The following is an 18,699-nucleotide window of genomic DNA, read 5'->3' as shown; positions in this document are numbered from 1 at the left end:
TCCAGATGGTAATGTTTCCCATTCCTTATATTGCCTTCTCGTTTACACTTCTTCCTGGCCGCCATTCATTTGCCGGTTTTGAATGAGATCCGTCACAGGGCAGTAACGGACAATCCCTTCTCCCACTTTCATGGCACCCATGAGCGCAACACATAAATAGCTGCAGCGCCCCGGTTTTTTCGATAATTTAGCTGTGGCCCATGCAAGCGAAGTGAGCCCGCACGTAATTCGGATTAAGGCATTTAAAATGCCAATATTGGGTGCGATTTTCATGATGAACATCTCCTTTCCCATGTTTTCGAACTTCTTTACTGCTTTAATGGATAAAATATGGTAATATATGAATATATTAGGGTCTCCCTAGGGAGGAATGAGACAATGCTTGACCAACGTTACAGATGGAAAAACAAACAAATCAGGGAACATGTCGCCGTGCTGGACGGCAAGCTTTCGCCAGACATGGTTTTAACAAATGCCCGGTTTCTTCATTCGACGTTAAGAAAATGGGTTACGGGCAATATTTGGATTTATCAGGACCGGATTGTATACACCGGGGAAAAACTGCCTGAAAAGACATCCGGATGCGAAATCACCGATTGCTCGGGGCAGTGGCTTGTGCCCGGGTATATTGAACCGCATGTCCATCCGTTTCAACTTTATAATCCCCAAACCTTTGCCCATTATGCAGCGCAAAAAGGGACAACAACATTGATCAACGATAACCTCATGTTCGTTTTATTAACAGACAAAAAGAAAGCGTTTTCTCTGATGCAAAAGCTCCGCCATTCACCGGTTACGATGTATTGGTGGGCCCGGTTCGACGGGCAGACGGAGCTTGTGGACGAAGAAATGGTTTTTTCTCACGAGTGTGTAAAATCGTGGCTCGAGCATGATGCTGTCCTGCAGGGAGGGGAGCTGACCGGCTGGCCGAAACTGGCGGACGGCGACGACTTAATGCTCCATTGGATTCAGGAAGCCAAGCGGATGCGGAAAAAAATTGAAGGCCATTTCCCGGGTGCCTCCGAGAAAACATTGGCAAAAATGATGCTGTTTGGGGCAGACTGTGACCATGAAGCGATGACGGGCAAGGAAGTACTGAACCGGCTGATGCAGGGATACACGGTGTCTTTGCGCCACTCATCCATCCGCCCCGATCTGCCTGTGTTACTGGATGAAATGAAAGCGCTCGGCATTGACCAGTATGATCAAATGTTTTTTACAACCGACGGCAGCTCGCCTGCTTTTTACGAAGAAGGCGTGATCGACAGGATGATTCAAATCGCGATGGAACACGGGGTGCCCCCGGTGGACGCATACTTAATGGCAAGCTACAATGTGGCGCGTTACTACAATATCCAGCATTTGCACGGTATCATTGCAACAGGCCGGGTGGCAAGCATCAATTTTTTGGAGAGCGAAACAAATCCGGTGCCTGTTTCGGTTCTGTCGAAAGGAGTATGGTTGAAAAAAGATGGCAAAGGAATCGAACCGGAAGAACCGGTCGATTGGGCATTGTACGGTCAAGGCCCGCTTGAACTGGATTGGGATCTCGAACCGGACGATTTGCAATTTTCCATGCCATTCGGACTGGAGATGTCCAACAGTGTCATTACAAAGCCGTACTCCATTTCGTATGACGTATCGTATGAAGTGCTGCCGGACAACTATGAAGATAATTTTCTCATGTTAATGGATAAAAAAGGAAAATGGCGGATCAACACACTGGTGAAAGGATTTGCCAAAAATCTGATGGGCCTTGCCTCTTCTTATTCATCAACAGGGGACATTCTTTGCATTGGAAAATCAAAGAGCGATATGCTGCTTGCATTTAAACGGATGAAAGAAATGGGCGGCGGCATCGTGATTGCGGAAAACGGGAAAATCATCCATGAGATTCCGCTCCCGGTCGGCGGCATCATGTCGGATAAAAGCATGGATGAACTGATCGGGGATATGAAAAAATTTGCCAGTATTTTAAGGGACCGCGGCTATGCATATGATGATCCGATGTATTCTTTGCTCTTTTTATGCGCGACCCATTTGCCCTATATCCGGATCACTTCCAAAGGAATGTACGATGTGATGAAGAAAACGATACTCTTTCCAACAATAATGCGTTAAAATAATAAAGTAATGGAAATGGTAAAGCATGGCGTAAAAAGGGAGATGGTTCGTTTCCAAAAAACCTCTTTCTGTACGGCAGGTTGCGATTTGCCGTTCGGTGTATTTAAGAAAGCGTGATTGGAGTTGCAAAAATGGGAAAGAAACGACTGATTGGCCTGATGTTCCTCCTGTTGGTGCTATCGGCATGCGGCCGCCAGCATGGTACAGGCAGTCAGCAGCAGGGAGCCGGAAAATCTGCGGCACACCGGTGGACAGCGCCGCTGACAGGGCTTCGGACAACAAACAGGCCGGCAAAACGGGCGGTTGCCGTCATGATCAATAATCACCCGCTTGCACGCCCGCAGTCAGGGTTAAGTTCAGCTGATGTTGTCTATGAAGCCCTAGCAGAAGGGGAAATCACACGGTTTGTCGCAATTTTTGAAAGCCATATGCCGGCCAAATTCGGGCCTGTCCGGAGCGCCAGACCGTATTTCATCAAGCTGGCAAAAGGATACGATGCTTTATATATTGCCCACGGCTACAGCCCGGGCGCGAAAAAGCTGCTCGATTCGGGCTATGTCGATGAACTGAACGGCATGCAGTATGACGGCACTTTGTTCAAACGGTCGGCGGCCAGAAAAGCGCCCCATAATTCCTATATCACTTATCAAAATATTTTAAAGGGCGCACGGAAAAAAGGCTATGTAATGAACCAGCCTCCGTCTCCTCTTTCTTTTGCCTCTGCCAATGAAGTGAAAAACATTTCGGGCATTTCTGCGGGGAAAGTCAGTATCCGTTATTCAAGCCGGGAAAATTTAAATGCCGTGTACCGGTATAACGCAGAAAAAGGAAAGTATGACCGCTACTCTGGCGGGGTGGAGACGGTGGATGCAAACAACGATCAACCGGTCCTCATCGACAATTTGTTCATTGTTGCTGCTAAACATAAGCTGATTGACAGTCACGGGCGCAAGGATATTGATTTAACATCTGGAGGCAAAGCGTATCTCATCCAAAAGGGAAAGCTCCGGGAAGTCGAATGGGAAAATGACAACGGCAGGATTCTTCCGTATCAAAACGGGGAACCGGTCAAACTGGTGCCGGGAAAAACATGGATCAATATTGTACCAACTTTAAGCAGTGTTACCGTTACAGATTAGGCAGGGGTTCGGGCAGTCCGGCAGAGCCGTGCTGGAAAGCAATAGAGTAAAGGAGCAGAAAAACGTTTATGCAAATAGACAAATTACGCGGAAAAGCGCTGGATCAGCTGTTTGAAGCGATCCTGTCGCTTGAAACGATTGAAGAGTGCTACCGTTTTTTTGACGATTTATGCACCGTCAACGAAATTCAGGCGATGACGCAGCGCCTGGAAGTGGCAAGGATGCTGCGCAACGATAAGACGTACCATGCGATTGAGACGGAAACCGGCGCGAGCACGGCCACTATCTCCCGCGTCAAACGCTGCCTGAATTACGGCAATGATTCCTACCAAATGGTCCTCGACCGGATCGAAAAAAAACAAAGGCAGGAAAACCGTGCAGAAGAAGAACCATTAGAATAAAAAGAAAAAAGCTCTTCTTTTAAAAGAAGGGCTTTTTTACGCAAGAAAAAGGGCTTTTTCGTGATAGAATCCCGGGGTTTGGCGCATCTTGCTAGAAAAGTTGCGCTTTTCATTTTTCCTTCTACCGGCACCGCTTTTTTTGCATAAGCATACAGGAGAGATTTTCCGGATTTAACGGGGGGAAGCGCGGTGTTTCCGGGCAGGCCTGTTATATTTTCCCGTTCTGATGAAAAGCTTTTTTGCCTGTACCTTCAAATGCTATAATGGGCTATGATGGATGAAGAATGGAGGATTTCCGGTTGATGTATGATGTGCGTGAATGGCGGCATGCCTTCAAATTGGATCCGAATAAAGATATTTCGGAAAAAGATTTGGAAAAAGTTTGCGAGTCCGGCACAGATGCAGTGATTATCGGCGGAACGGACGGCGTCACCCTTGATAACACGTTACAGTTAATGTCAAGAGTGAGAAGATACGCCGTACCGTGCTGCCTCGAAGTATCGGATCCGGACGCAATCGCACCAGCTTATGACCTTTACTTGATTCCGGCGGTTTTAAACAGCCAAAATACAACTTGGATCACCGGTGCCCACCATAAAGCAGTGAAAGCATACGGGGAATGGATGAATTGGAATGAGATCGTCATGGAAGGCTACTGTATTTTAAATCCGGACTGTAAAGCCGCTCAGCTTGCAGAAGCAGCAACCGGCCTTGATGACGACGACGTTCTCGCTTATGCAAGCATGGCGGAGCATATGTTCAAGTTTCCGGTTTTTTATTTGGAATACAGCGGCACTTACGGAGATCCAAAGCTTGTCGAAAAAGTGAAAACAGTACTGGAAGATACCGTTTTGTTTTACGGCGGCGGCATCCGCACTGCGGCACAGGCTGCGGAGATGGCACGGGCTGCAGATGTAGTGGTCGTCGGCAATGTGGTTTATGAAGATATACATGAGGCCGTGAAAACGGTCCGGGTTGTAAAGCAAACAGGTTTATGATAAAATAGAACAAACATTCTCATGTGGTGGTGAAATCATGCAATTTTTAACCGACCGTATTCTGAGCGGGCTGAACCCCGAACAGAAAGAAGCGGTCAAAACAACGGAAGGGCCGCTTTTGATTCTTGCTGGAGCGGGAAGCGGCAAAACGCGGGTGCTGACTCGCCGCGTTGCCTATTTAATGGTGGAAAAAGGCGTGAATCCGTATAATATTTTAGCGATTACGTTTACCAATAAGGCCGCCCGCGAAATGAAAGACAGGATTGCTGGGATCATGGGTGGTGCCGCTGAAGAAGTGTGGATATCCACTTTCCATTCGATGTGCGTGCGCATTTTACGGAGGGATATCGACAGGATCGGCTTTAACCGCAATTTTTCAATCCTTGACGCGACCGACCAGCTATCGGTCATTAAAAACCTTTTAAAAGAAAAAAATCTGGATCCGAAAAAATTTGATCCACGGGCGATTTTAGGGAAAATCAGCAGCGCGAAAAATGAACTGATTGATTTTGAGCAGTACGCCAAACAAGCGGGCGATTTTTTTGACCAAATTGTCAGTGACGTATACGAGGCTTACCAGCAACGCCTGAAGAAAAACCAGTCGCTTGACTTTGACGATCTGATCATGATGACAATCCAATTGTTCAAGCGCGTCCCGGAAGTCCTCGAATACTACCAAAGAAAATTCCAATACATCCACGTTGATGAGTATCAGGATACCAATAAATCCCAGTATACACTTGTGAAATTGTTGGCTTCAAGGTTTCAGAATTTGTGTGTTGTCGGGGATAATGACCAGTCGATTTACCGTTGGCGCGGTGCGGATATTGCCAATATCTTGTCATTTGAAAAAGATTACCCGAACGCGAAAGTCATTTTGCTCGAGCAAAACTACCGCTCGACGAAGAAAATTTTACAGGCGGCCAATAAAGTTATCGAAAACAACGCAAACCGGAAAAAGAAAAATTTATGGACGGAAAACGATGAGGGGCAAAATCTCGTCTATTACCGGGCGGACAGCGAACAGGGGGAAGCACAGTTTGTTGCCGGAAAAATTAAGGAACTCACTGCATCGGGCAAACGCCGGTACTCCGATATTGCGATTTTGTACCGCACGAACGCCCAGTCCCGTGTCATCGAAGAAGTATTGATGAAATCGAACATTGCCTACAATATCGTCGGCGGCACCCGTTTCTACGACCGGAAAGAAATTAAAGATATTCTGGCATACTTGCGGGTCATCGCCAATCCGGATGACGACCTCAGCCTGACCCGGATTATCAATGTGCCGAAACGCGGGATCGGTCAGACTTCATTGGATAAAATCGTGCGTTATGCGGCGGACCAGGATGTTTCCTTATTTACGGCACTTCAGGAAATTGATTTTATCGGCCTCAGTCCGAAAATTACCAAAGCCTGCCGAGAATTTTACGAGCTTATCAGCAATTTTACCCGGATGCAGGAATATTTATCCGTTACCGAACTGGTGGAAGAATTGCTGGACAAGTCCGGCTACCGGGATGCGCTGAAACTGGAAAAATCGCTCGAAGCCGAAAGCCGGCTTGAAAATATCGATGAATTTCTTTCGGTTGCCCAGGAATTTGAGAAAGAGAACGATGACAAAAGCCTTGTCGCCTTTTTGACGGATTTGGCGCTTGTCGCCGATATTGACCGGCTTGAAGAAGATGATGCACAAAAAGATGCCGTTGTCTTAATGACGTTGCACGCCGCCAAAGGGCTTGAATTTCCAGTTGTCTTCCTGATCGGCATGGAAGAGGGCATTTTCCCGCACAGCCGTTCCCTCATGGACGAAGCGGAAATGGAAGAGGAAAGGCGGCTCATGTATGTCGGCGTCACGCGGGCACAAGAGGAGCTGTACCTGACCAATGCCGAAGTGCGGACGCTTTACGGGCGCATGAACATCAATCCTGTTTCACGGTTTATCAATGAAATCCCGGAAGAACTGATCGAGGATATTCGCAAGGAGGAAAAAGACCGGCTCGATTTCCGCCAGGTTTCGCGCGGCAATACGGCAAGAAAAGAGAAACGGCCGCCTGTTGTTCCTGCCTGGCAACAAAACAGGGCCGGCAATCTTTCTTGGCAAGTGGGCGATAAAGCCGAACATAAAAAATGGGGGATCGGCACGGTTGTCAGTGTCAAGGGAGAAGGCAAGTCAGCCGAACTTGACATTGCATTCCCGAGCCCTGTCGGCATCAAACGGCTTTTAGCCGAGTTTGCGCCGATTACAAAAGTAGAATAGAATAAGTCTGGACAACGAAAGGGACACAGGCGGCAATTGCCTCTTTTGCCCTGATGGAAAGGATTGTTGCACATGGATAATCACGCGGCAGCCACCCGGGCAGCCGAATTGCGCAAACTGCTGAACCAGTACAGTTATGAATATTATGTGCTCGACCGCCCGAGCGTTCCGGACGCGGAATACGACAGGCTTTTGCGTGAACTGCAGGAGATCGAAAATGCGCATCCGGAGTTGATCACGCCGGATTCGCCAACGCAAAGGGTCGGAGGAGAACCTTTATCCGGATTTGCCAAAGTGGTCCATGATACACCGATGCTCAGTCTGGCAAATGCCTTTAACGAAGCCGACCTTCGCGATTTCGACCGCAGAGTCCGGGAGACGGCTGGCGATCGATATGAATACGTGTGCGAACTGAAAATCGACGGGCTGGCGATTTCGCTTAAATATGAGAATGGTTTATTCGTCCAAGGGTCCACAAGAGGGGACGGGACGATCGGTGAAGACATCACGGCCAACCTCAGAACCGTCCGCTCGATACCACTCAGGTTGAATGAACCGGTTACCATCGAGGCGCGCGGGGAATGTTTTATGCCGAAAAAGTCTTTCGAGGCATTGAACCGTATTAAAGAAGAAAACGGGGAAGAACCGTTTGCCAATCCGCGCAATGCGGCAGCCGGCTCGCTTCGCCAGCTCGATCCGAAAATTGCGGCATCGCGGAACCTTGATACGTTTATGTATGCAATCGGTGATACAACCGGGCTCGATATTTCCGCCCATAGCGAAGGGCTTGCGTATTTGAAAAGGCTCGGCCTTAAGGTCAATAAAGAAACAAGAATATGCCGGGATATCGGGGAAGTGCTTAAATTTATCGCGGAATGGACGGAAAAACGGCCGGCCCTTCCGTATGAAATTGACGGCATTGTAATCAAGGTAAATGACTATGCCCAGGAAGCCGCCCTTGGCACAACGGTGAAAAGTCCGCGCTGGGCTATTGCCTATAAATTTCCTGCTGAAGAAGTCGTCACTAAACTGACCGGTATTGAAGTAAAAGTCGGCCGTACCGGGGTCGTCACACCAACTGCGATACTAAATCCGGTAAGGGTGGCCGGAACAACCGTCCAGCGGGCCACACTCCACAATGAAGATTTGATCCGTGAAAAAGATATCCGGATTGGGGACTATGTGGTGGTGAAAAAAGCGGGTGACATTATTCCCGAAGTGGTCCGCCCGATTTCCGAACGGAGGACAGGCGAAGAGCAGGCATTTTCCATGCCGTCCCACTGCCCGGACTGCGGCAGCGAGCTTGTCCGCCTTGAGGATGAAGTGGCGCTCCGCTGTATTAACCCGAACTGCCCGGCGCAGATCCGCGAAGGGCTGATCCATTTCGTATCAAGGAATGCGATGAATATTGAAGGGCTGGGGGAAAAGGTCATCAGCCAGCTGTTCGCGCATGAATTGATCCACAATGTTGCGGATATTTACCGACTGAAAAAAGAAGAACTGTTACAATTAGAAAGAATGGGGGAAAAATCGGTTTCCAATTTGCTTGCCGCAATTGAAGCCTCAAAAAAGAATTCGCTGGAAAAATTGCTGTTCGGCCTCGGCATCCGCCATGTCGGCGCCAAAGCTGCGAAAATTTTAGCAGCGCATTTTGAAACAATGGAACGGCTGTCGAAAGCAACGCGTGAAGAACTGGAGGCCATACCCGATATTGGCGAAAAGATGGCGGATTCCATTGCTGCGTATTTTGAAAATGAAGAAGCGCTTGGCCTGGTCCGGGAATTGGCTGCACTCGGGGTCAACATGGTTTATAAAGGCCCCAAACGTGCGGAAAAGCGCAATGCAGATTCGCCTTTTGCCGGAAAGACGGTCGTTTTAACCGGAAAACTGGTGAACATGACCCGCAACGAAGCAAAAGAAAAACTGGAAGCGCTCGGGGCAAATGTGACCGGCAGCGTGAGCAAAAATACCGACCTTGTCATCGCCGGAGAAGATGCGGGCACAAAGCTGACCAAAGCGGAACAGCTCGGCATTGAAGTATGGGATGAAGCAGCGTTTTTGGAACGGCTCCATTCATAAATTGCAAGGGAAAGCGAGAAATCAAAAAGGTGGAAAGGCAGTATGAAAAAATGGTACCCCCTCATCATATCGATGGTTTTACTGGCAGGCTGTTCACCGGGTTTCGGCTCGGATAACAAAGTGGTCCAGAAAAGCAACAATAAAAAAGAAACATCCGTTGTTTCGAGTTACCAAATTTCCGACCAGTATTATAAAAATATTTACCCGTATAAAACGAGCAAATCGCGGGGGCTCGTTGTCAGCAACTTAAACACTTCATATGATATCGAGGAATTTGAAACCGGCCTGATGCGGGTTGCGCAGAAAAATTACCCGCCGGATGACTATCTTTTTCAGGAAGGCCAGTATTTGACTTCCGACACCATTACAAAATGGCTGAATCGAAAATATACGGCAGACCAGTTGAAAAAGAAAGGCCTGAAAGAACAGGACAATGTCGGGCTGAATCCGGTGAATGACGAAAAAGGATCGGCAAAGCAGCAAAATGAGAAAAACCCGATTTATTTGGCGCAAATTCTCGAACAGGATTATTTAACAAAAGACAGCAAAGGGAACGTCAAACTGTCCGGCGTTGCCATCGGGCTTGCCCTGAACTCGGTTTATTACTATCAGACGGAAAAGTACGGTTCCACGTATGACGTTAATATTTCCCAAAAAACGCTGGACGAAAAAGGGAAGCAGATTGCATCGGAAGTCGTCCAGCGCCTGCGCAAGATGAATGGATTGAAAAATGTCCCGATTACGATCGGGCTGTACAAACAGCAGAGCAAGGATTCCGTTATTCCCGGGAATTACTTTGCTTACGCTACTGTTCCGGCAAACAGCACCTCTGCAGACGATTGGAAAAACATCAATGAAAAATATTATTTGTTCCCGTCCGACGATGCGGAAAAAGCCCATCGTGATGATGAGAAAACATTTGAGAATTTTAAAACGGACATTGAAGACTTTTTCCCAAATTATACCGGATGCATTGGCAGGGCAAGATACAACGATGGGCAGCTTGCTGATTTAAGCATCGACATTCCGATCCAGTTTTACGGACAGGCGGAAGTCATTGCTTTTACGCAATATGTCGCCGGCCTGGTGGTCAAAACCTTCCCGGATTATGTCAATTTACAAGTGAACATCACGGCCAACAATGAAGCAAAAGCGCTCATTGTAAGGAATTCAAAAGCAAAAGACCCGACCGTCCATATTTATAACTGAAAAAAGAGCAGATACATGAAAAATGTATCTGCTCTTTTTTAGTATGTCACATTTCAAAAAAAGGAAAACATTTTTTAAATTTTTTTCAAAAAAAGGCTACCATTTTTGAAAACTCTGTTATATAATAAAAACATGCAAAACACACTGTATTATAACAAGGAAAGGGAGTGCAAATATGGAGACCAAAGCACCAGGCATTACCGTAACGGGATCCATCCATGACGGGTATGACGAAATATTGACCCCGGAAGCGCTGCAATTTTTGGAACAGCTGGAGCGGCATTTCGGCGAAAGGCGGCGTGAACTGCTGGCCTACAGAAAAAAGCGCGATGAAGAAATCAAATCGGGCAAGCTTCCACATTTTCTCGAAGAAACGGCCTCCATCCGAGAATCCGACTGGACCATTGCCCCGCTTCCTGAAGACTTGCAGGACAGGCGTGTGGAGATTACCGGGCCGGTTGACCGGAAAATGGTGATCAATGCCTTGAACTCAGGCGCAAAAATATTTATGGCTTGCTTTGAAGATGCCACTTCCCCGACATGGGAGAATATCATTGAAGGCCAGATCCATCTCCGTGATGCGGTCAACCGGACGATTACTTTTACCGGGCCGAACGGAAAAGAATACAAGCTGACCGATCACCCCGCTGTCTTAATTGTCAGGCCGCGCGGATGGCATTTGGAAGAGAAACATATTTTAGTAGACGGCAAACCTATATCCGGCAGTTTAACAGATTTCGGGCTTTATTTCTTCCATAATGCCCGCAGGCTCCTTGAAAACGGCACAGGCCCGTACTTTTACCTGCCAAAAATGGAGAGCCATCTGGAAGCGCGTCTTTGGAATGATGTTTTTATCTTTGCACAAAAGTATATCGGCATTCCGAAAGGCACCATTAAAGCGACTGTCCTGATTGAAACGATTATGGCCGCTTTTGAAATGGATGAAATCCTTTACGAACTGAAAGAGCATTCGGCAGGCCTCAACTGCGGGCGCTGGGACTATATTTTCAGCTATATTAAAAAACTGCGTACCAATCCGCAGTTTATTACGCCAGACAGGTCTCTCGTCACCATGACGGTCCCGTTTATGCGCGCTTATTCGCTTTTGACTATTAAGACGTGCCACCGCCGGAATGCGCCGGCAATCGGGGGAATGGCCGCGCAGATCCCGGTAAAAGACGACCCGGCAAAAAATGAAGAAGCCTTCCAAAAGGTGCGCGCCGATAAAGAGCGGGAAGCAAGAGACGGGCATGACGGCACCTGGGTCGCCCATCCGGGGCTTGTGCCGGTCGCCATGGAAGCATTTAACAAAGAAATGCCTGAGCCGAACCAAATCCATTCCGGCAAGCAGATGGATTTTACGGCAACGGCAGATGATCTGCTCGCTGTGCCGCAAGGGGAAATTACGGAAAAAGGCATCCGCGAAAACATTTATGCCGGCATCCAGTACATCGAATCCTGGCTCCGGGGAAGGGGTGCTGTGCCGATCTCGAACTTAATGGAAGATGCGGCGACGGCTGAAATTTCTCGCACCCAGCTTTGGCACTGGATTCGCCATCCGAAGGGCGTGCTTCAAGACGGCAGAAAAGTGACGATTGAGCTATATGAACAAATCAAAGCGGAAGAACTGGAACGCATCCGCCGGGAAATCGGGGAGGAACATTACCGGGCCGGCCGTTTTGAAGAAGCAGTGGCCTTATTTGACCGGCTTGTTAAAGAAGACGAATTTATTGAATTTTTAACCTTACCGGCGTATGAACTGCTGGGCTGATCGAATGGCGATTTGACGAAGCATGAGCGCAGCAAGGGGAGTCGTACAATGGAAAGCGCTGCCGTCATACAGAGAGGTATCGTGTGAATCGCACAAATCACGCTAAAGTGATTAAACTGAACAAAATTTCGGAGTTCTGTTGCCTACTGTAAAAAGTCGTCATTATGCAAATGGTGCGCGGGTTTGATGTAAAAACTTAAGTTCATTTTATATAGCTGCTTTAGCCGCAGCCGTATAAAGGGGAATCGTTTGAACCCCGGGAAAGCCTTATTTTGCCTGCAGATTTACATTATATTGAAAAAATGGGAGGAATTTTTGATGGTAAACGAAAAAGCGCTTGAATTGAAACGAAGCTGGGAGAAAGATGAAAGATGGCAGGGGGTTGTTCGCCCGTATGCTCCGGAAGACGTGCTCAAACTGAGGGGTTCTGTTCAAATTGAATATACTTTGGCGCGCAGGGGGGCGGAAAAATTCTGGAACCTGCTGCATACGGAAGATTATATCCATGCATTGGGTGCACTCACGGGGAATCAGGCCGTCCAGCAGGTAAAGGCCGGATTGAAAGCCATTTATTTAAGCGGCTGGCAGGTTGCAGCTGATGCGAACCTGGCCGGGCAAATGTATCCGGACCAAAGCCTGTATCCGGCGAACAGCGTGCCGAATGTCGTCAAACGGATCAACCAGGCCCTGCAGCGCGCCGACCAGATCCACCATGCAGAAGGGGACGAACGGATTGATTGGTTTGCGCCGATCGTTGCTGATGCAGAAGCAGGTTTTGGCGGCCCGTTAAACGTATTTGAACTGACAAAAGCGATGATCGAAGCGGGCGCCGCGTCTGTCCATCTTGAAGACCAGCTTTCATCCGAGAAGAAATGCGGCCATTTGGGCGGCAAAGTGTTGCAGCCGACACAAACAGCCATCCGCCATTTGATTGCAGCTCGCCTTGCTGCTGATGTCATGGGCGTACCGACCGTCATCATTGCCCGGACGGATGCCAATGCGGCAAATCTGATCACAAGCGATGTTGACCCATATGATGCGCCGTTTATCACCGGGGAACGGACAGCGGAAGGATTTTACCGTACAAAAGCAGGCATAGACCAGGCGATTGCCCGCGGCCTTGCTTACGCCCCATACGCCGATATGATCTGGTGCGAAACGAGCGAGCCGAATCTGGACGAAGCACGCCGGTTTGCAGAAGCGATCCATGAAAAATTCCCGGGCAAACTTTTGGCTTACAACTGCTCGCCGTCTTTCAACTGGAAGAAGAAACTCGATGACAAAACGATCGCGAACTTCCAGAAAGAAATTGCGCGCATGGGCTATAAATTCCAGTTCGTTACGCTTGCCGGCTTCCATGCCTTGAACCACAGCATGTTTGAACTGGCCCGCAACTACCGCGACCGCGGCATGGCAGCCTATTCCGAACTGCAGCAGGCCGAATTTGCAAACGAACAATATGGTTACACGGCAACACGCCATCAGCGCGAAGTCGGGACCGGTTATTTCGATGAAGTCTCGATGGTCATCTCAGGCGGCACTTCTTCCACCACCGCACTCACAGGATCGACCGAGCAGGAACAATTCATTCATTAAATTGGAACACGCCAAAACGCGGCAGGACGAAGCCAGGTCTGCCGCGTTTTCTTTTTTGCAACCCTGGCGCCCCCCTTGCTTAAGGGCGGGCTTTTCTGCTATGATCAATAGTATTGCAGGGTTCGATTCGCCCCATATGAACGGACAGTCAGGCCCCGCTTTCCGGGTTGTGCTGCGGGGCAATGAACTGCACGCCCGATTGGTTCCACGTACAATTGATGTGACTTTTATAACGGAGGTGAAAGGCTATGCCTGATATTTCAAAAGAACAAGTCCAACACGTTGCCGACCTGGCACGCCTTGAAATGAATGAGACGGAAACGGAAAAGTTTACGAAACAGCTGGGGGATATTATCCATTTTGCGGAATCATTAAATGAACTTGACACAACCGGGGTTCCGCCGACCACGCACGTACTTGAAATCCGGAATGTCATGCGTGAAGATACAGTGGAAAAAGGACTGCCGCGCGAGCTTGTGTTGAAAAATGCGCCGGATACCCAGGACGGAATGATCCGTGTGCCGACAATTGTAGAATAAGGAGGGGAAAGCATGTCTTTATTTGACCATAAAATCTCGGAACTCCACGAGTTTTTACATAATAAGGAAGTTAAAGTCTCAGAACTTGTTAATGAAGCGTATCAAAAAATTTCAGAAACAGACGACAAAGTGAAAGCTTTTTTAACGTTAGATGAAGAACGGGCCCGCAAAACCGCAGCGGAACTGGACGGCAAAATCGGCTCGCCGGAAGCTGAAAATGTGCTGTTCGGCATGCCGATCGGAATCAAGGACAATATTGTCACGAAAGATTTGCGGACAACCTGTGCCAGCAAAATCCTTGAAAACTTCGATCCCATTTATGATGCCACGGTTATGGAAAAATTACATAAGGAAAAGACGATCACAATCGGCAAATTGAATATGGATGAATTTGCGATGGGTTCGTCGACGGAAAATTCCGCATTCCAAATCACCCGTAACCCTTGGAACCTGGATACGGTGCCGGGCGGTTCTTCCGGTGGTTCGGCTGCAGCCGTGGCAGCGGGAGAAGTACCGTTTGCGCTTGGATCCGATACCGGTGGCTCGATCCGCCAGCCGGCCGCATTTTGCGGGGTTGTCGGAATGAAGCCGACTTACGGGCGCGTTTCCCGTTTTGGCCTTGTCGCATTCGCCTCTTCGCTCGACCAGATCGGGCCGATTACCCGGACCGTGGAAGACAATGCCTATCTTTTACAGGCGATTTCCGGGCTTGACCGGCATGATTCTACCTCAGCCGACGTGGAAGTGCCGAACTATGTGGAGGTGCTCAAAGGTGATGTAAAAGGCTTGAAAATTGCCGTGCCAAAAGAATACTTAGGTGAAGGCGTCAGCGAAGAAGCACGCCAGGCTGTTCTCAATGCCTTGAAAGTGCTGGAAAAGCTCGGTGCCACATGGGAAGAAGTGTCGCTGCCGCATTCGAAATACGGCGTGGCCACCTATTATTTGCTTGCTTCATCCGAAGCGTCTTCCAACCTGGCCCGTTTCGACGGCGTCCGCTACGGCTACCGTTCGCCAAACGCCACGAACCTCGAAGAATTATATAAAAAGACCCGTTCGGAAGGTTTTGGGGACGAAGTAAAACGCCGCATCATGCTTGGAACTTTTGCGCTAAGTGCAGGCTATTACGATGCGTATTACAAGAAAGCACAACAGGCCCGCACCCTGATCAAAAAAGACTTTGACGATGTACTCGAAAAATATGATGTCATCATCGGGCCGACCACGCCGACGCCGGCTTTTAAAATCGGGGAAAAAATAGAAGATCCGTTAACGATGTATGCGAATGATATTTTAACCATTCCGGTCAACTTGGCAGGCGTTCCGGGGATCTCTGTTCCATGTGGGTTTGCAGGTGGGCTGCCATTAGGGCTGCAAATCATCGGGAAGCATTTTGACGAAAGCACCGTGTACCGCGTTGCCCACGCATTTGAACAGGCGACGGACTTCCATAACCAAAAACCGCAATTGTAAGGGGTGAAAAAGATGAATTTTGAAACAGTGATCGGACTTGAAGTGCACGTTGAACTCAAAACCAATACGAAAATTTTCTCGCCGGCGCCTGCGCATTTCGGGGCAGAACCGAATACGAACACAAATGTTATTGATCTCGGCTATCCGGGGGTGCTTCCGGTACTGAATAAAAAAGTGGTTGACTACGCAATGAAGGCGGCCATGGCGCTGAACTGCGAAATTGCAACCGAAACGAAATTCGACCGGAAAAACTATTTTTACCCGGACAACCCGAAAGCCTATCAGATTTCCCAATTTGATAAACCGATCGGGAAAAACGGCTGGATTGAAATCGAAGTGGACGGCATAAAGAAAAAGATCGGTATTACCCGTATTCACATGGAAGAAGACGCCGGGAAACTGTTCCACGCGGCAAATGAAGGGTATTCTCTCGTCGATTTGAACCGCCAAGGCACGCCACTAATTGAAATTGTTTCGGAACCGGATATTCGTACGCCGGAAGAAGCGTATGCGTATCTTGAAAAATTAAAATCCATCATTCAATATACCGGCGTTTCCGACTGCAAAATGGAAGAAGGGTCACTCCGCTGCGATGCCAATATTTCCATCCGTCCAATCGGGCAGGAAACATTCGGCACGAAAACCGAACTGAAAAACTTGAACTCGTTCAACTATGTGCGCAAAGGCCTGCAGTATGAGCAGGAACGCCAGAAACAAGTGCTGCTTGCAGGCGGTGTGATCCAACAGGAAACACGCCGTTTTGACGAAGCAACCGGCAAAACGATTCTGATGCGGGTGAAAGAAGGCTCGGACGATTACCGTTATTTCCCGGAACCGGACCTTGTGGATCTGTATATTGATGACGCCTGGAAAGAACGGGTGCGCGCCGAAATCCCGGAACTGCCGGACGAACGGAAAAAGCGTTACACGGAAGAACTCGGGCTCCCGGCTTATGATGCCATGGTGCTCACACTCACGAAAGAAATGTCCGATTTCTTTGAAGCGACGATCGCAGCCGGCGCCGATGCAAAACAGGCATCGAACTGGCTGATGGGCGAAGTGTCCGCTTATTTGAATTCAGCCCAGAAAGAACTGCATGATATTGCACTGACACCAGAAAGCCTTGCCGGCATGATCAAATTGATCGAAAACGGCACGCTCTCTTCAAAATTGGCGAAGAAAGTGTTCCGCGAACTGGTCGAAAAAGGCGGCGACCCGGAAAAAATCGTCAAGGAAAAAGGACTTGTGCAAATTTCCGATGAAGGCGAACTTTTAAAAATTGTAACAGAAGTACTGGATAAAAACGAACAATCCATTATTGACTATAAAAACGGAAAAGACCGGGCGCTCGGCTTTTTGGTCGGACAGGTCATGAAAGCAACAAAAGGGCAGGCCAACCCACCGATTGTCAATAAACTGCTGATTCAGGAAATGAATAAACGTTAAGTTTTCAAAAAAGCGGTGTGCCCCACCGCTTTTTTTGTTTTAAAATTTGGTGACCGGGTATATAACGAAAGGGTGAAATTGACGATAGGAGGCTGCAAACAATGTGTGATTGCTTATTTGAACTGACAACCACGTGTGCATATTGTTTGAGAAAAGCCGGCAAAGAAATTGATGCTGTTTATCCGGTGTATGACTGGAAAACAAATAAACTGCTCGGTTATTATTGCAAAGAACATTTTTTAAAAGTGAAGATCCGGAATTTGATCGAAGAAACTGTTGAAAAACAGGCAAATCCGGTAGAAGCTTAAAACACCTGCAATACAGTTGCCAGTTGAATAGAATGTATAAAAAGAGCGGGCAAAGTGGATGCCGGCTCTTTTTATGTAAGCGCATCCAAATTGCGTGTCTTTTCAAAATGTACTGCCAAATCCGGCAGGCTGTGCTATAATAAGGATAACAATTGGAGAAAAAGAAAGAGAGTACGAATTAACGGAAAAAAACCGGTTCAGCGTGCAGGCTGAACCGGTTTGGGTGAAACCATTCCTCTTAATCTTCACCGTTGTTTTTCGCTCTTGCGTTACCGCCTTTTTCTCCAATTTCTTGATAGAAATCTTTGTCATGGCTGTCAGCAGTGGCTTCTCCGCCTTTTTTGCCGATTTCTTGATAGAATTCTTTATCGTGATTATCCGCTGTAGATTCTCCGCCTTTTTTACCGATTTCCTGATAGAAATCTTTGTCATGGCTGTCGGCAGTGGCTTCTCCGCCTTTTTTACCAATTTCCTGATAGAATTCTTTGCCATGTTTTTCGGAAGTGGTTTCTCCGCCTTTTTTACCAATTTCCTGATAGAATTCTTTGCCATGTTTTTCGGAAGTGGTTTCTCCGCCTTTTTTACCAATTTCTTGATAGAATTCTTTATCGTGGCTGTCAGCAGTAGCTTCTCCGCCTTTGCGACCTGCTTCTTCTACTGTCATTTTTTTATCTTTGTCTGCCATTTCAAATCTCTCCTTTGTTCGGTGATTGTGAATATCGCTTACGGTATCATATATACCACGATCTAGCAGGAATAAACTTTCACCAAAAAATAATAGACAAAAATGGAATCATCTTTTAAGCAGCGCCCGTCCGGAAAACGTTGTAAAAACGGGCATACACCCTTTGAGAGACCGGTTTTGGAGGGGTGGAAACCGGGGTGAGCAAATTGATTTTTGAAGGCTTCAAAAAAAGACCAAAAAGAGAGTCGGAATCCGAGCGAATTGTCCTTTTGGAGAGTTCAAAAAGACAAAAGAGAGCTGGAATCCGGTCGAATTGTCCTTTTGAAGGGTTCAAAAGGACAAAAGAAAAGCTGGAATTCAGTCGAACTGTCCTTTTGGAGGGTTCAAAAGGACAAAAGAAAGCTGGAATTCAGTCGAACTGTTCTTTTGGATGCCTCAAAAAGACAAAAGAGAGCCAGACCCGGGGCCAATTGTCCTTTTGGAGGGTTCAAAAAGACAAAAGAGAGCTGGAATCCGGTCGAACTGTCCTTTTGGAGGGTTCAAAAAGACAAAAGAGAGCCAATTAGACAAAAGGGACGAAACCGCATCAAATATGAATTTCAATTTCCCCCTAGTCATGTCACCCGGCCAAGTCCAAAGTATAAATACTTCACTATTTTATGTACTTTCAATCG

At 47.8% G+C, this 18,699-nt stretch carries 15 protein-coding genes and 1 pseudogene; 14 read left to right on the top strand and 2 right to left on the bottom strand.

Annotation, left to right across the window (positions count from 1 at the left end; all coding sequences use genetic code 11):
- Window positions 1-42: 42 nt before the first annotated feature.
- The gene (locus P9687_RS00080; protein ID WP_014096909.1) at window positions 43-273 is read right to left on the bottom strand and encodes a YgaP family membrane protein; all 231 of its coding nucleotides are present in this window, start codon (window positions 271-273) and stop codon (window positions 43-45) included.
- 105 nt (window positions 274-378) lie between these two features.
- Between P9687_RS00080 and P9687_RS00075 the strand changes: the two genes are divergently transcribed.
- The 13 genes from P9687_RS00075 to P9687_RS00015 all read left to right on the top strand — a co-directional run bounded on the left by P9687_RS00075 (window position 379) and on the right by P9687_RS00015 (window position 17,340).
- Complete coding sequence (locus P9687_RS00075; protein WP_168985728.1) at window positions 379-2,121, top strand: adenine deaminase C-terminal domain-containing protein; 1,743 nt, start codon at window positions 379-381, stop codon at window positions 2,119-2,121.
- Between the two features lie 134 nt (window positions 2,122-2,255).
- Window positions 2,256-3,263 carry a DUF3048 domain-containing protein gene (locus tag P9687_RS00070; RefSeq protein WP_014096911.1) on the top strand — a complete coding sequence of 336 codons (1,008 nt, stop codon included), beginning with the start codon at window positions 2,256-2,258 and terminating at the stop codon, window positions 3,261-3,263.
- A gap of 68 nt (window positions 3,264-3,331) precedes the next feature.
- The gene (locus P9687_RS00065; protein WP_110134236.1) at window positions 3,332-3,664 is read left to right on the top strand and encodes a YerC/YecD family TrpR-related protein; all 333 of its coding nucleotides are present in this window, start codon (window positions 3,332-3,334) and stop codon (window positions 3,662-3,664) included.
- 302 nt (window positions 3,665-3,966) lie between these two features.
- Window positions 3,967-4,662, top strand: a complete 696-nt coding sequence (locus P9687_RS00060; RefSeq protein ID WP_110134318.1) for a heptaprenylglyceryl phosphate synthase — start codon at window positions 3,967-3,969, stop codon at window positions 4,660-4,662.
- Window positions 4,663-4,699: 37 nt separating this feature from the next.
- Entirely contained in the window at window positions 4,700-6,922 is a 2,223-nt protein-coding gene (gene pcrA, locus P9687_RS00055) for a DNA helicase PcrA (protein ID WP_168985727.1), read from the top strand.
- A gap of 72 nt (window positions 6,923-6,994) precedes the next feature.
- Window positions 6,995-9,001 (top strand): NAD-dependent DNA ligase LigA, encoded by a 2,007-nt coding sequence (gene ligA, locus P9687_RS00050; RefSeq protein WP_035190012.1) that lies wholly within the window; start codon window positions 6,995-6,997, stop codon window positions 8,999-9,001.
- A gap of 42 nt (window positions 9,002-9,043) precedes the next feature.
- Complete coding sequence (locus P9687_RS00045; protein ID WP_035190011.1) at window positions 9,044-10,210, top strand: CamS family sex pheromone protein; 1,167 nt, start codon at window positions 9,044-9,046, stop codon at window positions 10,208-10,210.
- A gap of 175 nt (window positions 10,211-10,385) precedes the next feature.
- Window positions 10,386-11,981 (top strand): malate synthase A, encoded by a 1,596-nt coding sequence (aceB, locus tag P9687_RS00040; RefSeq protein WP_061565194.1) that lies wholly within the window; start codon window positions 10,386-10,388, stop codon window positions 11,979-11,981.
- A gap of 318 nt (window positions 11,982-12,299) precedes the next feature.
- Window positions 12,300-13,577, top strand: a complete 1,278-nt coding sequence (gene aceA / locus P9687_RS00035) for an isocitrate lyase (protein WP_061577497.1) — start codon at window positions 12,300-12,302, stop codon at window positions 13,575-13,577.
- A gap of 248 nt (window positions 13,578-13,825) precedes the next feature.
- A complete protein-coding gene (gatC, locus tag P9687_RS00030; protein WP_014096920.1) occupies window positions 13,826-14,116 on the top strand; it encodes an Asp-tRNA(Asn)/Glu-tRNA(Gln) amidotransferase subunit GatC in 291 nt (96 codons plus the stop codon).
- Window positions 14,117-14,128: 12 nt separating this feature from the next.
- Window positions 14,129-15,586: an Asp-tRNA(Asn)/Glu-tRNA(Gln) amidotransferase subunit GatA gene (gatA, locus tag P9687_RS00025; protein WP_035190009.1), complete on the top strand. Its 1,458-nt coding sequence runs from the start codon at window positions 14,129-14,131 to the stop codon at window positions 15,584-15,586.
- 12 nt (window positions 15,587-15,598) lie between these two features.
- Window positions 15,599-17,032: an Asp-tRNA(Asn)/Glu-tRNA(Gln) amidotransferase subunit GatB gene (gatB, locus tag P9687_RS00020; RefSeq protein ID WP_014096922.1), complete on the top strand. Its 1,434-nt coding sequence runs from the start codon at window positions 15,599-15,601 to the stop codon at window positions 17,030-17,032.
- Between the two features lie 101 nt (window positions 17,033-17,133).
- Entirely contained in the window at window positions 17,134-17,340 is a 207-nt protein-coding gene (locus tag P9687_RS00015; protein ID WP_013860577.1) for a hypothetical protein, read from the top strand.
- Window positions 17,341-17,578: 238 nt separating this feature from the next.
- Here P9687_RS00015 and P9687_RS00010 read toward each other — a convergent pair whose 3' ends face one another.
- Complete coding sequence (locus tag P9687_RS00010) at window positions 17,579-18,025, bottom strand: general stress protein (RefSeq protein WP_328228454.1); 447 nt, start codon at window positions 18,023-18,025, stop codon at window positions 17,579-17,581.
- Window positions 18,026-18,238: 213 nt separating this feature from the next.
- Here P9687_RS00010 and P9687_RS00005 point away from each other — a divergent pair.
- Window positions 18,239-18,699: pseudogene (locus P9687_RS00005) on the top strand (hypothetical protein); the annotation flags it as partial.

Source organism: Weizmannia sp. CD-2023, assembly GCF_036225245.1.
GTDB classification, from domain to species: Bacteria; Bacillota; Bacilli; order Bacillales; family Bacillaceae_C; genus Weizmannia; species Weizmannia faecalis.
This window is presented reverse-complemented; position numbering and strand designations above follow the sequence as displayed.